The 15,700-nt window shown below is 34.5% G+C and carries 14 protein-coding genes and 1 pseudogene; 4 read left to right on the forward strand and 11 right to left on the reverse strand.

The annotated features are described in order from the left end of the window. Nucleotides 1-61: 61 nt before the first annotated feature. The 3 genes from ACUN28_RS29625 to iolG form a co-directional block, all read right to left on the reverse strand. Nucleotides 62-1,525, reverse strand: coding sequence for a CoA-acylating methylmalonate-semialdehyde dehydrogenase (locus tag ACUN28_RS29625; protein ID WP_016089984.1), 1,464 nt, complete (start codon nucleotides 1,523-1,525; stop codon nucleotides 62-64). A gap of 78 nt (nucleotides 1,526-1,603) precedes the next feature. Continuing rightward, complete coding sequence (gene iolC / locus ACUN28_RS29630) at nucleotides 1,604-2,602, reverse strand: 5-dehydro-2-deoxygluconokinase (protein WP_016089983.1); 999 nt, start codon at nucleotides 2,600-2,602, stop codon at nucleotides 1,604-1,606. A gap of 98 nt (nucleotides 2,603-2,700) precedes the next feature. Beyond that, on the reverse strand, nucleotides 2,701-3,726 hold the full coding sequence (gene iolG, locus ACUN28_RS29635) for an inositol 2-dehydrogenase (protein WP_016089982.1): 1,026 nt from the start codon (nucleotides 3,724-3,726) through the stop codon (nucleotides 2,701-2,703). 492 nt (nucleotides 3,727-4,218) lie between these two features. On the opposite strand from iolG, the gene ACUN28_RS29640 reads away from it, so the two are divergent. Further along, a complete protein-coding gene (locus tag ACUN28_RS29640) occupies nucleotides 4,219-5,499 on the forward strand; it encodes an MFS transporter (protein WP_016089981.1) in 1,281 nt (426 codons plus the stop codon). Between the two features lie 88 nt (nucleotides 5,500-5,587). Here the strand turns inward: ACUN28_RS29640 and ACUN28_RS29645 are convergent, their stop codons facing one another. From ACUN28_RS29645 to ACUN28_RS29660, 4 genes are all read right to left on the reverse strand, one after another. Then, complete coding sequence (locus ACUN28_RS29645; RefSeq protein WP_000805151.1) at nucleotides 5,588-6,589, reverse strand: LacI family DNA-binding transcriptional regulator; 1,002 nt, start codon at nucleotides 6,587-6,589, stop codon at nucleotides 5,588-5,590. A 595-nt stretch (nucleotides 6,590-7,184) separates the two neighbouring features. Then, a complete protein-coding gene (locus ACUN28_RS29650) occupies nucleotides 7,185-7,814 on the reverse strand; it encodes a Type 1 glutamine amidotransferase-like domain-containing protein (RefSeq protein ID WP_016089980.1) in 630 nt (209 codons plus the stop codon). 358 nt (nucleotides 7,815-8,172) lie between these two features. Further along, nucleotides 8,173-9,723 (reverse strand): serine hydrolase domain-containing protein, encoded by a 1,551-nt coding sequence (locus ACUN28_RS29655; RefSeq protein ID WP_016089979.1) that lies wholly within the window; start codon nucleotides 9,721-9,723, stop codon nucleotides 8,173-8,175. Nucleotides 9,724-9,747: 24 nt separating this feature from the next. Beyond that, nucleotides 9,748-10,140, reverse strand: a complete 393-nt coding sequence (locus ACUN28_RS29660; RefSeq protein ID WP_016089978.1) for a condensation domain-containing protein — start codon at nucleotides 10,138-10,140, stop codon at nucleotides 9,748-9,750. Here ACUN28_RS29660 and ACUN28_RS29665 point away from each other — a divergent pair. Together ACUN28_RS29665 and ACUN28_RS29670 are read left to right on the forward strand one after the other, a co-directional pair. Continuing rightward, nucleotides 10,108-10,221: pseudogene (locus ACUN28_RS29665) on the forward strand (zinc ribbon domain-containing protein); the annotation flags it as partial. The gene ACUN28_RS29660 and the pseudogene ACUN28_RS29665 sit on opposite strands and share 33 nt — an antisense overlap. Before the next feature lie 385 nt (nucleotides 10,222-10,606). Then, nucleotides 10,607-10,903 carry a hypothetical protein gene (locus ACUN28_RS29670; RefSeq protein WP_000219733.1) on the forward strand — a complete coding sequence of 99 codons (297 nt, stop codon included), beginning with the start codon at nucleotides 10,607-10,609 and terminating at the stop codon, nucleotides 10,901-10,903. A 331-nt stretch (nucleotides 10,904-11,234) separates the two neighbouring features. Here the strand turns inward: ACUN28_RS29670 and ACUN28_RS29675 are convergent, their stop codons facing one another. The 3 genes from ACUN28_RS29675 to ACUN28_RS29685 all read right to left on the reverse strand — a co-directional run bounded on the left by ACUN28_RS29675 (nucleotide 11,235) and on the right by ACUN28_RS29685 (nucleotide 13,138). After that, nucleotides 11,235-12,314: an RNA-guided endonuclease TnpB family protein gene (locus ACUN28_RS29675; RefSeq protein ID WP_098506046.1), complete on the reverse strand. Its 1,080-nt coding sequence runs from the start codon at nucleotides 12,312-12,314 to the stop codon at nucleotides 11,235-11,237. Between the two features lie 5 nt (nucleotides 12,315-12,319). Then, nucleotides 12,320-12,721, reverse strand: a complete 402-nt coding sequence (gene tnpA, locus ACUN28_RS29680; RefSeq protein WP_080118243.1) for an IS200/IS605 family transposase — start codon at nucleotides 12,719-12,721, stop codon at nucleotides 12,320-12,322. A 246-nt stretch (nucleotides 12,722-12,967) separates the two neighbouring features. Next, a complete protein-coding gene (locus ACUN28_RS29685) occupies nucleotides 12,968-13,138 on the reverse strand; it encodes a hypothetical protein (protein WP_016089975.1) in 171 nt (56 codons plus the stop codon). A 467-nt stretch (nucleotides 13,139-13,605) separates the two neighbouring features. Here ACUN28_RS29685 and ACUN28_RS29690 point away from each other — a divergent pair, with 467 nt between their 5' ends. Continuing rightward, nucleotides 13,606-14,280, forward strand: coding sequence for a hypothetical protein (locus tag ACUN28_RS29690; protein ID WP_016089974.1), 675 nt, complete (start codon nucleotides 13,606-13,608; stop codon nucleotides 14,278-14,280). A gap of 173 nt (nucleotides 14,281-14,453) precedes the next feature. Here the strand turns inward: ACUN28_RS29690 and tnpB are convergent, their stop codons facing one another. Continuing rightward, nucleotides 14,454-15,575, reverse strand: coding sequence for an IS200/IS605 family element RNA-guided endonuclease TnpB (gene tnpB / locus ACUN28_RS29695; protein WP_445423476.1), 1,122 nt, complete (start codon nucleotides 15,573-15,575; stop codon nucleotides 14,454-14,456). Nucleotides 15,576-15,700 lie beyond the last annotated feature (125 nt).

Here is a 15,700-nt window from a genome sequence, read left to right on the forward strand (position 1 = left end):
TTACTACTTCCCTTACTTTTGCTTACAAGCAACTAGACAGATTCTACTTTTCACTTAAAGATTACTTTTCCCAACGAGAGGTAAGCATTTTCTTTCTTGTATAAAACTCAACGCCGTCAGTACCATTCGCATGAAGATCACCATAGAAAGAGTCTTTCCAGCCAGAGAACGGGAAGAATGCCATTGGCGCCGGAACCCCAACATTCACACCTAACATACCTGATTCAATTGTTTCACGGAATTGACGTACACTTGCCCCGCTATCTGTATAAATGCAAGCTCCATTTGCAAAACGAGACTCATTGGCAATTTCAATCGCTTCATCCAATGATTTCACACGAACTATAGATAAAACAGGAGCAAAAATCTCATCTTGCCAGATTTTCATTTCTTTTGTAACATGGTCAAAAATTGTTGGCCCAACGAAGTAACCAGCTCCTTTTACAGCTGTATCTTCGCGTCCATCACGAACTAACGTAGCGCCCTGTTCTACACCTGAATCGATGTAACCAATTGTGCGCTCTTTATGGTTATCACGAATAACTGGTCCTAAAAATACATCTTCATCAAGACCATTGCCGATGACAATTTTATTTGCTTCTTCTACTAGTCTTCCAACTAATTGATCTGCAATTTCTTCTTCTACTGTTACAACAGAAGCAGCCATACAACGCTCACCAGCTGAACCGAATGCAGCACTAATAATTTGCTTTGTTGCTAATTCAAGATTCGCATCATTTAATACAATCGAATGGTTCTTCGCACCCGCTAATGCTTGCACGCGTTTTAAGTTTTCTGTTCCTTTTTTGTATACATATTCTGCGACAGGCTGAGAACCTACAAATGAAATTGCCTTCACTAATTTATGTTCCAATAGACCGTTTACTACGTCGTGAGCACCATTCACGATATTTAATACACCTTTTGGTAAACCTGCTTCTTCAGCTAATTCTGCTAATCTTGCTGCTAGAAGTGGTGTACGCTCTGAAGGTTTTAATACAAATGTATTACCACAAGCAATTGCAAGTGGGAACATCCAGCATGGAACCATCATTGGGAAGTTAAAAGGTGTAATGCCGCCTATAACACCAATTGGGTAACGATACATACCAGACTCAATACCTGTTGCAATATCAGGTAGCTGTTTTCCCATCATTAATGTAGGAGCACCCGCTGCAAACTCCACGCACTCAATACCACGAAGAACTTCACCGTAAGCCTCGTTATAGCTTTTTCCGTTTTCAATCGTAATTAGTTTCGCTAACTCTTCCCAGTTATCTACTAGTAACTGTTGATATTTAAATAGAATACGAGCGCGTTTTGGTACAGCAGTTTTAGACCAAGATTTGAACGCTTCATTTGCTGCTAATACAGCTTGTTCAACATCTACTTTTGTTGAAAGTGGTACTTGAGCGATTACTTCTCCTGTTGCAGGATTATATACAGCTTCCATCTTAGTTGAAATGGATTCTACCCATTCGCCGCCAATGTAGTTTTTTACAATTTGTGCTGTTTGTACTGTCATATTCATTCTCTCCCTTTTATGTAATGTAGAAGCGTCCAATAGGATACGCCCTTACTTGATTATTAATTTATGAAGTTTTTATACCAATTCTTCAGCCGTTTCCATGAATGCAGAAATCTCTGCTTTTGTTGGCATTGCATCAGAACAGCTATGTTTAGAAATAACGATTGAAGCAGAAGCACCACCTAATCGCATCGCTTGAGGAATCTCAAGCCCTTGCATTAGGCCATAAATAAACGCAGAAGCATACGAGTCGCCAGCGCCAAACGTCTTTAACACCTTTGTTTTAAAGATACCGCCGCGGTGAGATTGACCGTCTCTCGTATAAGCGATTGAACCATCCCCGCCGTGTTTAATTACAACGATTTTCGCATGATGAGAAAACCATCTTTCAGCCGTAACTTGGTCATTAGATTGTTCGTAGTTTAATAGTTTTTCCATCATATCGAATTCTTCACGCGTTCCAATAATGACATCAGATTTTTCAGCTGCTAGATTGTAATACACAGCCGTTTCAGCTTCTGACTGCCATGTATAAGGGCGGTAATCCACATCAAAAAATACAACTACATCATGCTTACGCGCATATTCTAGCGCTAAAAATACCGCCTCGCGAGAAGGACTTTTCGCTAAAGCTGTTCCTGAAATTAAAAGTGCTTTTGATTGTTTAATATGGTCCTCAGATACCTCTGTTGGATCCAGGTTTAAGTCTGCGACATTGTCGCGGTACATTAAAATACTGCAATCTTCAGGGCTTTTAATTTCTGTAAATGCTAGACCTGTCACTGCACCTGTACGGTCGATACATATCTGATTTGTATTAATATTGTTATCCTGTAGATACCCTGTAATAAAACGGCCCATTTGATCATCAGACACTTTACCGATAAATCCTGTCTGTAAGCCAAGACGTGCCGCACCAATCGCAATATTCGCAGGAGATCCTCCCACATATTTAGTAAACGTTCTTGTTTCTTCCATAGGACGTTGTGTTTCATTGGCATTTAAATCAACGCATAAACGTCCAACTGCAATTAGGTCTAATGGACAATCTTCTTTAAAAATAAGTGGATTCATTATTACTACCTCCCATGCTTTATGAATGAATGATAAGGTTCATATTTTTTAAACCTACTATTCATTACTCTTTATCTATCTAGAAGTAAGCGCTCTCTTTATTGATTTAATGCAGGCTGTTTATGTTCAATTTGTACAGGTTTTCCTGTTAGTAAGGATTCCTTCGCAGCCTTCGCAATTCGCTCTGCTTGTAATCCATCATTACCACTGCAAATAACAGCTTGTCCTTCTATAATTGATTTTGTAAATTGTGTTACTTCCTCAATGTAAGCTTGCGTGTAGCGCTCTAAGAAGAAATAAAGCGGCTTATCTTTTACAATACCTTCTGTTTTTGACACTTGAACTGTTGTCGGGCAGCAATTATCCGCAGCAACCGCTCCTTTTTCACCAAACACTTCAACACGCTGATCATATCCATAAACAGCTTGGCGGCTATTATCAATTACTCCTAAAGCTCCATTTTCGAATTTTAATGTGACAATTGCTGTATCAACATCATTTACTTCTTGAATGGATGGATCAATTAATGTTGTTCCATATGCAAATACTTCAACGACTTCACTATTCATCACATAGCGAGCCATATCAAAATCATGAATCATCATATCCATAAACAATCCGCCTGAAGACCGAACATATTCTATACTTGGCGGTTGTGGATCGCGTGACGTAATTTTTAAGATATGCGGCTGCCCCACTTCACCTTGTTGAATCAGATCATAAACTTTCCTGAAGTTAGGATCAAAACGACGATTAAAACCTACTTGAAGTGATACTCCCTGTTCTTTTACCACTTCTAATGCTTCTAATGTTTCTTCTACTGAGAAACTAACAGGCTTTTCACAGAAAATATGTTTTTTCGCAAGAGCTGCTTCTTTAATAATTTGTGCATGTGTATTTGTTGGTGAACAAATAAAAACAGCATCAATTTCTGGATCTGTTAATAAATCCTGATAGTTTGTAGTCAGAGTGGAAATTCCTTTATCTTGAGCCCACTTTTCTAGATGACTAATTACTACATCTGAAACCGCTTTAATTTTTACTTGTGGCATAAGCTGCAAATTATCAACATGTAGTTTCCCAATTCGTCCAGCACCAATAATCCCAATTTTTAAAACGTTCATATGATTTCTCCCTCTATATTAAAATTTAAGAAACGAAATGAAAGTCTATAGGGTTTAGCGTATTAAATCAGTTAAGCGCTTTCCCTATTTTTCTCCATTATACACACTTGATTCTAAATTGAAAACATTTTTATTTTTTTGAATACTTCTCTTTTCATCCGAATTTTAAATTCCCTCAATAAACGTATTACATAAAAATAAAAAATAATAATTAGAAATAAATCATCTAAAAAGCTACAAATATAATCTTTTAAAATACTGATATAACAAAGAAAACCAGGCCTTTTAAATAGTAACCCCCATCTATAAGGTATTTCTTTCTTCTCATACTCACTATTATTTTATTGTCCAATAAGTAAATAGAATGACTCTATAAAAGAAAGTTGTAAATTGTCAAAAAATTTAATTGACGACCTCATAATGTAAGCGTATACTTTTTTTATCAAAAAGAATTAAGCGCTTAACCAAAAATAACTTATCGGTGGTGGGAGAATGAACGCTATTAGTTCAAACAAAACATTTATGGACAAGATTGGGATCCCTTCTAATTTAACTTGGGGATACATAGGGATTATCGTTTTTATGATTGGGGACGGGTTAGAACAGGGATGGTTATCCCCTTATCTCGTTGAAAAAGGATTAACGCTAGAACACGCTGCTTTCCTGTTTACTATTTACGGTATTACTGTATCTGCTTCTTCTTGGTTTTCTGGGGTATTTGTACAAATGTGGGGACCAAGAAAAGTCATGACATTTGGTTTAGTATCATTCATTTTAGGCTCAATCGGGTTCATAGGTATAGGAATTCAACATATGAATTATCCCGTAATATTAATTTGCTATGCCCTACGAGGGTTCGGTTATCCTTTATTTGCTTATTCTTTCCTAGTTTGGGTATCTTACAGTACGCCTCAGCAAATGCTTTCAAGAGCAGTTGGCTGGTTCTGGTTCGTCTTCCAGCTAGGGCTTAGTGTTATAGGAGCCTTTTATTCTAGTTATATGGTTCCGAAAATCGGGGAAATTGCTACTTTATGGAGTGCTTTAATTTTTGTTGTCGTCGGTGGATTATTCTCAATTGTTATGAATAAGGATAAATTTAAAGTACAAACCGTAAGCGCTAACAAATCAAGTGAATTACTAAAAGGCATTACCATCGCATTTGAAAATCCTAAAGTTGGTATAGGCGGTATTGTAAAAATTATAAACTCGGCCGCTCAGTTTGGATTTGTTGTTTTCCTACCTACCTATATGATGAAATATAATTTTACGATGACTGAATGGCTTCAAATTTGGGGTACTCTATTCTTTGTAAATATGGTGTTTAATATTATTTTTGGTATTGTTGGAGACAAGTTTGGTTGGGTAAATACAATTAAATGGTTCGGAGGAGTCGGTTGCGGTATTGTAACTCTTGCACTCTATTATGTACCACAAATGGTAGGACATAATTATTGGGCAATATTATTTGTTGCCTGTTGCTACGGAGCAACACTTGCCGGGTATGTACCTCTTACCGCATTAGTCCCATCTTTATCTCCTGAAAATAAAGGAGCTGCAATGTCTGTCTTAAATTTAGGTTCAGGATTATCAGCATTCGTTGGGCCATTAGTAGTAACTGTTTTCATCGGTCCATTAGGTGTTGGCGGCGTGATGTGGATCTTTGCTGGTTTGTATTTCTTTGGTGCATTTTTAACTCATTTCCTTACTATTCCAAAGGAAAATGAGATGAAGCAGGATTTAAATACGAAAAACGGTGAGCAATTCTCTGTATAAATCCCATATATAAAAGAAGGTCATCCTAACTATACTTAGTTACGATGACCTTCTTTTGTTACATTCAAATAGGCTTATAAAAAATCTATCATGTAATATCCTTTACTGAGGATCGCTCTACTAACTGAGGAATAATTGTGATTTTTTGCTTAGCATGCTCCTTCATTTCCATCGTTTTTAGCAGTTGTTCAAACGTACAGGCTGCCATTTGTTTAATTGGCTGCTCAATTGTTGTTAACCCTGGATCTGCAATCTCAGCATAGATTGTATTATCAAATCCGATTATTGATAAATCTTCCGGAATTGAAAGTCCTTGTTTTCTTGCTTCATTCATAAGGCATATAGCAATCAAATCTGTACAAGCAAAAACGGCTGTAGGCCTGTTAGGCAAATGAAGTAATTCTTTACTTGCACGTTTGCTATCTTCCACTGTCGAATAGCAGCTAATGATAGCCTCATCATCTAACGAAATCCCTGAATCCGTAAGAGCTTGTTTGAAACCATTCAATCTCCCTAAGCTACTTTTTCTATCCTTCTCCATCATAATCGTTAAAGATGTATGGCCTTTCTGCGTTAAATAACTTCCAGCTAGATACCCTCCCCTCATATCATCAGTTGTCACAACATGAGTCGTGATGGAAGGATGATCTACAGTGAATAATACAAGTGGCAAATCTCGATTTACGATTTTTTTTACAAGTTTATAATCATTTAGCTCCGTTGCAATAATGATGCCATCTACTTGCTTTTTAAATAATAGATCAATGTATTCGTGTTCACGTTTTGTTTGATGGTCTGTACTACATAAAATGAGTGTATACCCGGATTCTCGTGCACTATTTTCAAACGCTCTTGCTACTTCTGCAAAAAAAGGGTTTGAGATATCTGGGACAAGTACCCCAATCGTATATGTTTTTTTACCTGTTAACGCTGCTGCTACACTACTTGGCTGGTAATCTAATTCATCCATTACCTGATTTACTTTGTTTATTGTTTTTTCACTAATACGCCCAGTTTGATTAATTACCTTGGATACAGTCGCTATTGATACACCTGCTTTTTCCGCAACATCATAAATTGTTGGTTTCACTTTAATTATCCCTTCTTAATCATCTTTTTCTATATTTTATCATAAAAATATTTTGCTTCTTGGTACACAGGAGGAATTTTTTAATGAATTTACCCCGGAAGAATTCTCCTTCCTCAAGCGTGTGAAGGGCGATAGCCAAACGGTAGGGGGAGATGAATTTCAGTTTGGCATAGCAAAAAACTTTTGATATACTAGCTATCTGAAGTTCTTTGATAGCTTGATATAGGAGGTTTCAGGAAGAAAATAGAGTACGAAAACCAAGCTATTCGGTAACTGCTTAAAATATCAACCGTATACAGAGAGCGTCCCAGCGTTGAACATCTAAATGTAACGCTCAGGGAGTCGAAAGGTTTCTTTCATCGTGGAGCTGAGAAGCTCCCAATTCAAGCTTTGCTAAGTAGCAAGTAGTTCACTAATATCTCTAATAATTACATTCATAAAAATAAAGAAGAGTCCTGTATTAACAGGACTCTTCTTCTATAGTTTCAACATAATTGTTCCTCAATTTATAAGCATAAAGGAGATGGTTTTATACATGATTCCTTAGAAGAAACCGAAAAGAGTTTCTTCTTTGTTAATATAAATTGAAACTAAATTAGATTTTCAAAATATCTCCAATCAATTTAATCTCTTCTCCATCAATAACTATCCCATCACCATCTTTACAAGCATAAATCTTCCTACTTTTCAAGTTAGAATAATCTTTTAATAAATCTAAATATTTCTCACTTTGTTCCTCGCTCCAATGAGGCATAAAATCAAAATCTACAATACCTAGGGACTTTCTATCCTCTAGTCCTATAATATCCTCGTCTAAAAATTGGGCTGTATCAATACTTTTAGTTGTTATTATACTACCAGCACTAACACCAATCAAAACTCCACCATTTTTCAAATATGATTTTAATGAATGCAATAAATTTCTTTTTCTTAAGGAATATAAAAAGCGGAATGTATTTCCACCAGAAAGATGTATTCCATCATAATTAAATATGTCATTAACCTTTCTTTCATCGTATTCTTTGTCTAAATCAAAATATTTCACATTATTAATTCCTAAATATCTATAGTATTTAACTACATAATTAAAATATTTTCCTGTTACATCTGAAGATGCTCGAAGATATGCTATTGAAGGATTTTCTTTATTTAACAACCTTAATAGTTCATAATCCAATTTTCTATCTTCTTGTACTTGATCACTGTATAATACTATTTTTCTCATTAAACTCCCCCCTATTTTCTAGTTAATAAATTATCAATTTTTCTGAATTTTTCTACCTTTCTCACACAAAAAATAATACCAATTTCTTTATAATCTTTCATATAATGGACTGAATTCTTCCCTTTTCAATTTCTTCAAACTTGCTATAAGAAGATCTCGGTATTTTTTCGAAATTTTCATTCTTTTTGAATATACTATTTCATTGGTTAACTCTATTAATTTCCCCCTCATAACCTTTTGCCCATAGACATAAAGAATAATTCCTAAAACGAAATACATTAACAGCTTAATCTTTAACGCATTATTACTTGTTACAGCCAGATTAATAGTTAATATTATAAGCGCATTACCAAAACCACTAATAACGCTTTATAGATAACAAAAATATTCCCTTATCGCTTTCTTTTTTGAAAAAGCTTATAAATACTAAGTATATATACACTAACCATACACTAGTAAATACAAAATAAAGTGCAACTTCAATACTATTAGGAAGCCATACAAAAACAAATTCCCATGATACTCCTCTATACAGGATATATGGAATTAAAAATATACAGTAACTTATTCCCAGCATGAACAGAAAAGAAAAAACAAGCTTTAACAAACTCTTTTTTCCATTTGTATTTAAATACCTTTGTTTATTTAATATTGCTTTTAATGCTTTTAATGTAAAAAATAATATGCTTAAAACTATTAAAATTGAAATGCATATAATTACACTAGCTATTGTATCTGCGCCTTTATTTAAATCTATTATATTTTTATTGTAAGTGCCCGCTTCTAAAATCTTATTAATACCTTGACCTATAAGTTCTACATATTGTGAGTTCGTATTACTTAGTACTGCAACCCCGACTTTATCCTTAGGATTAAATACTATAAATGAAGAATAGTTAGGATTATTCCCGGCATGTGAAATTTGATTTTCACCCTTTGGATAAATGAACCAACCACTAGCATAGAATGATCCATCACTTAATGGTCTAACTGTACGATTGGCCTCTTGAGATTTTCCAACTATGTCTTTATCAAATCTCAAATCATTTAAAGTGCCCAGCTGAATCTTAAGCCACTTAGCCATATCTTGAGCACTGGAGATAATATACCCAGCCGGCTTATTCCCTCTATACACAGGCGCATCATACACATCATTTTTTAAGAATTCGAGTTTATACCCTTTAGCGATATATTCATTAACAATCTCATTTTTATAAAGATAAGTATTATGTAAACCCAATGGCTTTAAGACATTTTCTTCAATATAGCCTTCATAAGATTTCCCTGTCACTTTTTCAATAACCAACCCTAAAACATCATAATTTATAGTTGCATACTGGAAATCCTTACCTGGTTCACTATCTAATTCTATATTAATTAAGGTTTTAACTGTTTCTTCAAGTGCATTATCTTCATTAGAAACTGGTATCTTATCTATCGTTTTAAAAGGTATACCACTTGTTTGATGTAATAATTGTTCTATAGTTATTGAAGCTTCCTTACCTTTATATTTAACTTTTAACCATGGTATATATTTAGTTACTTCATCTTCAAGTTTAATTTGTCCACTTTTTTCTAAATTAAAAATTCCCAAAGCAGTAAATGCTTTACTATTAGATCCTATTTCAAACAGGGATTTTGAAGTAACTGACTTTTTAGCATCTATATCTGAATATCCAAATCCTCTTTGATAAACAGTCTTATCACCTTTAACTAAGGTAACTGCTAGTCCTGGAACCTTACCTTTATCCATATTTTCTTCTATAAACTTTTCTATTTTTAGTTTTGTATCATTTGTTAATAAATTTATCTGCTCAACCTCATTGTCTAATGCATATCCCTTAAGTGGTAATACAACTATACTGAGAAAAACACTAAGTATAACTAACAAGTCTCTTAATTTTTTCATAATAATATACCCCTTGCGTAAATTCTAATTAAACAATGCATCTAAATCTTCTTGTGAAATTTCTACAGCATCAAAATCCGATGGAGTGAACTCCTTGAAATCCTTTTCTATGCACTTATCTAAAATTAGCTTCAAAGTATTCACATAACTTTCAATAAACTTTTGGATCGTTTCATCTTTAAATTTATTTTTACTGTAGATAATATTTATCTTTAGTGCACCATTTACCACCATAGCCTCTATATCCATTAGTGCTGTCAATAAATTATTCTTGTCACTATCTAACGCAAATTCAATGTTGTTTAGATTTAATTGATTCTTATCAATTATATTGTCAAAATCTCCAAGATAATTGAATCTTATATACTTGACTTCTTGTTCTGTAAATGGGACTGTCCTTCTTGTCGTACACACCATGATAGGGATATTAACGCAAGTATCAATATAAAGAATGAAGCAATAAGGCTTCTAACCGCAAGGACTGCGGGGGTAGCTTAATCAATTAGAGTTCGATAGAACTCTTTACTTAGGAATCCCCCACTTTCACTTCTAAACGAAGTGAAAGTGGGGGTAGTTCAAAGCTGCCTTTCTTGTATGAATTATAAATTTTTACACATACTATTTACGGAATGCTTGAATCATTGTCATTGAAAATGTTCAGCACTTCCGCTCCTTAAGAGAACAGTCTACGCAGCTGTTCTCTTTCCTATTTCCTTTTTCACACATATAATATGACAAGTATTATTAACTCCGCTACAATCAATAGCATTGCAACATCCTCAACGTTTCCTCAACAATTTCACAATATTTTTCATGGACAACAGCACACTTTCTCAACAGTTTTAATATCTTAATATTAAATACTGAAAGGAGATGTTGAAAAATGACTTGGTTCATTATTTTAGGATTTATGCTTATTTTAATAATAAGCGGTTTTCATGCACATAGTATTCATATCATTTTCAAAATAGGTTCAGATACAAAAGCTGTGCCAAGTTGGTCTTTCGTTAATAAAATAAACTTCCAAACATTAAAAGAATTAATAAAAGGACTAAATAAGGATAAACTTAAAATCCTTACAATAGGAGAACTTGTTATTCCTTTAAGTTTCTTTAATAGATTATTTAGCAAAACATTAATTTTTCTATTCCTATTCTTTTACTCTCAATACTTAAACTAACGTAATATGAGATGAGTTAAAGAATAACACTCACTGAGCGTAGCAAGCCAACAATCGATCGCCTATGATGAACTGGGCCTGAAGAATTAAACAAAAGATTAAGCGGCTGTTTGAATGTGAGTCCGGTATTGTACTGGACTCATTCCTTTTTAGTGTACTTTGATTTTTTTGCGATTTTGACACTCCCACGGCTAAAGCCGCAAGTCCTACACCTTACGGTGTAACGGATGGGATTCTTGAATGACTAAGCATTCGCAGTCCATTTCTGTTTTGAACAGCCTTCAAGATGAGGGTGCGCCATCACCCCTCCTAAGACAGACCATATAGGTTCTTAGGCTGATTGACTATTACCGCCAACCACAGTTGCGTAGCGAATATTCATCGCCCCAACGATATCACGATGTTTCTCAAATCCACATTGGCACTTGTATTTTCTGTCTTGCGCCTTGTTCTTTTCAGAACATTTCGGACATGTTTGACTTGTATAAGAAGGGTTCACATATTCGAACTTTATGCCAACTAATGTTGCTTTGTACTCGATGAATTGTGCTAAACGATGGAATGACCAAGTGTGTAGATTTTTTTCGTTTTTACGGCTTGTTCGTGCCGTCTGTCTAATGTTCGTTAGTTGCTCTAATCGAATGACAGAAATATTATTATCCGTTGCAAAATCAACGATTTCACGACTTACTTTGTGGTCTTGGTCTTGCATCCATCTTTGTTCTTTATCATCAAGTTGACGAAGGGCATTTAGTTTCTTAGCTTCTCCTAACTTCTTGCGAACACTGCGAAACTTACGTTTCATAAATTTGTTTTGCCTACCGTTCCCGAAGAAACGAACTTTATCATCATCTGTGATGACTACCGCAGGAACTTTAAGACCTAAGTCTACTCCTAAAATCTTTGTTCCCGTTTTTTCGTTTGTAGGAATCGTGACAGATATTTGAGCAATCCATTTAGCAGATTTCTTCGTGATACGGAGTGTACCTAACTTGTGCTTCAACAATTCGAAATTGCGATTATATTTGTCGTTTAATAAAGCGCGAACCTTTAAACGAGTTGACTTTCCGTTTACCATAAACGGAATTGAAATGTGCGTGAAGTCAAATGAATAGTTTTGGTTATTCCATACACAAACAGGTCTTTTTAGAATCGGAACGATTTTGTATTTACTCTTTTTCACCTTTGTAGAAAATACACTTTTCGCATCTTTAATTGCTTGATTTTTCACCGCACTTGGGATATTAGCCTCAATATCCTTTGTACTTTTCTTCGTGCTTTTCTTTGCTTCAACCATTTCAGATACAAGGGCATTAATGACTTTTATATACTCGTGGCTACTTTGTTCCAATAGCATGATTTGTTGTTTTGTTGGAAGCAATTTAACTTTAACTGTGATGGTTTGTGGCACAAGTTTCACCCCCTCGTTTTTTGATTTTCAACATAATGTTTTATTGTCTCACTTGATACATTTCCAGCAGTAGAAACAAAATAAGAACGCGTCCATAGGCTCGGCAAGTGTTGAAGATGAGGAAACTCTTCTCTCAAACGTTTTGATGTCACTCCTTTAATTTTTGCCATTGTATCAGCAGGACTAAGTGTTGGTGGTGTATTTAAGAACAAGTGAACGTGGTCTTTGTCGCATTCCATTGCAACAATAGAAATATCCCATTCTCCGCATATTTCTTGAACCAACTCTTTGAAACGTTCTTCTACTTTTGTATTAAGAAAAATCTTTCTTCTGTATCGTGGGCAAAACACAAAATGATAGTTAATTAATGACACGGTTGTTTTGGTTCTTCTATAATCATTCATCACGTTTGCATTGTATCAGTTAGATTATAAAACTGCAACGCAAAAGATGAAAAAATAAAAGATACCGACATTTTGGATACTTAGAGTGCCACAAACCTTGCGGTTTTTAGTAGCACTCCTTATCCAACCTCACTTTCATCCCATGCCTAAAGGCGAGGGGCTTTCTCGTTCGGGAAAGGCTGTAATGACCTCTATAATTATCTAGTACTATCTTAATATGTTATATACTTTCAAATTTTGTAAGATAAATTACTCTTGCTTTGTTTTGTTCTGTAATTCCATCTCTTTTTGAAGGAAGACCTTTAACTTTTTTAAGTAATCGATTTCCATACATAAACATTCATTTTCATCTTTTAATGCCTCTATATCCTCTTCAATAGCTGCATTATCTAACTTCGATCTTGTATTTGTAATTCCCATAGTTGGATCCCCCTTTCTTCTTTTAAATAGGAAATCCATGTCTTATAAATCATATATTTCCTTTCATCTACGAACTATTTCAATGAATTCCTTAAGAAAAACGATTCATTTATTTCCTTTATTTTTAATCTATTTCTAAATATTTCAGATCTATCCATTGAAAAAACTATATTCATTCCATATTTCTCTCTCATAAATGAATCGTAGTACATACTACCCCCAACACACTTATAGGGTTTTATATTTTTTAACAAAATCTTCTTACATTTAAATAGACATTCTACTTTATTCTGTCAACTCCATCTATATTGATAAATATGAAAAATCGAATTTATTTGACATTTCAATGACTTATAACAGGAAAATATATACATTAAATGAAACCTGATATATCTTTAATTTGTAAGTTGTAGTTAGTTGGCCAACTTTCCATACAATTTAATAATTTAAAATATGGGGGATCGAACATGAATCAAGTATTAAGGAAAAGTAAGAAAAAAATGATGTATCTAGTTGGTTCACTTCTAATTTCTCTATCAATGTTTTCAACTACTAGTTTTGCAGCTACAGAAGGTGCTGTAAAAAGTGTTACAAATAGTACCTATACTGGGATTGCAGCTGATATAAATCTACCAAAATCAGTTGTTGTTAAAGATGGATATGTGAATTGGTATTTAGGTATTGGAGCATCTAAAGTTGAGGGTGGTATTTCCAAAACACCAAATGGATATAAAGTATTTCTAAATTCAGGATATAATGAATCAGGTCAAAACAGTAAGTATTGGAACACGCAGTATGATGCATCAATTAAAGATGGTGACCGAGTAAACCTTAAACTCGTTAATAACGGAAATGGTACGGTTACTATGTATGTAAATGGAAGCCCCAGATATGCAAATCAGCCTGTATATGGCTCATTTTCTCAATATGAACCAGTAAAAATGGTTCAGGGGGTTGAAGATACTGGACGTAATTCCTTTAGCCAAGCTAGCTTTTCAAACGTACTTCTAAGAACAGATACATCTGGGGCTACCTACAAAAGTTGGAACAGTTCAATTTCTTCCTCATTTTCAAGGCACGGTACTTATGGTAACAATTTCACAGTTTATTCTCAAGTACCATTAAGCGCAAGTTTACGTTAAGAATGTTTTTGAAATAATAATGTTTTGTGAAAAAAAGTAGTTGCACTTGCAGCTACCTTTTTTATATAGAATACATTGTAATAGATATTCGCGCCAACTTGAACTACCCCCACTTTCACTTCGTTTAGAAGTGAGGGATTCCTAAGTAAAGAGTTCTATCGAACTCTAATTGATTAGGCTAACCCCGCAGTCCCTGCGGTTAGAAGTCTTATTGCTTCATTCTTTATATTGATACTTGCGTTAATATCCCTATCATGGTGTGTACGACAAGAAGGACAGTCCCATTTACGTAGGTTTAGATTTTTAACGTCTTTGTTTTGATATCCACAACAAGAGCATAATTGGCTGGAAGCAAATGTTTTCGATACGACAATGACTTGTTTGCCATACCATTTTGCTTTATATTCCAACATGGTTCGAAACTGTGACCAAGATACTTCACTAATTGCTTTTGCTAACTTACGATTTTTTAACATATTTGATACTTGCAAATCCTCTATACCGATCACATCGTGGTTTTTGATGATTTCAGTTGAGATTTTGTCTAAGTAATCTTTTCTAGCATTTGATATGTATTCATGAATTCTAGCTACTTTTACTCGTTGTTTATTCCAACGAGAAGATCCTTTCATTCTTCTAGAAAGGACACGCTGTGCTTTCGCCAACTTATCTTCTAATGATCGGAAAAACTTCGGATTTTCATAGGGTTTTCCATCTGACAAAATAGCGAAATCTTTTAGTCCTACATCTATTCCTATGTAAGAATGTGTTTTCGGAAGTTCTTGTACTTCTGTTTCAACTAATAGTGACACAAAATATCTACCAGAAGGGTTTCGTCTAACTGTAGCATTTACAATACGTCCCGTTATTTCACGACTTTTGGCAAATCGAACAAGACCTAGTTTTGGCAATTTTATTTTGTTTCCTACAACGGCAATGTTTTCATTTGTTTGTTTTGTGATATAAGATTGTACGTTATTCTTCTTGGATTTGAAACGCGGGGCACTATTTTGTTTTTTGAAAAATCGTGTATACGCATCCGCAAGGTTGCGAACAGACGACTGAATCGCAATACTATCCACTTCTTTGAGCCAAACAAACTCTTTCTTCATGGCAGGAAGTTTGGCAGAGCATGTACCATATGTTAAACCTTTTCCAGTTTTTTTATATGCGTGATCCCATAGGGATAGTAAATGATTGAATACAAAGCGAGAACAACCTATCGTTTTATTAATTAGAATTGCTTGTGCATGATTTGGATAGATACGAAACTTAAAGGCTTTATTAATTATCATTTGATTCACCTCCATTTCGGTATATGAATATCATACACCAAACGTACATTTGGTGGATAGTGAAGTAACACTTTATGTATGTCAAACAATTAAGATGGCTTCCTGCCATCACTTGTTCGAAGCCA

Source organism: Bacillus sp. WC2507, from assembly GCF_052656125.1.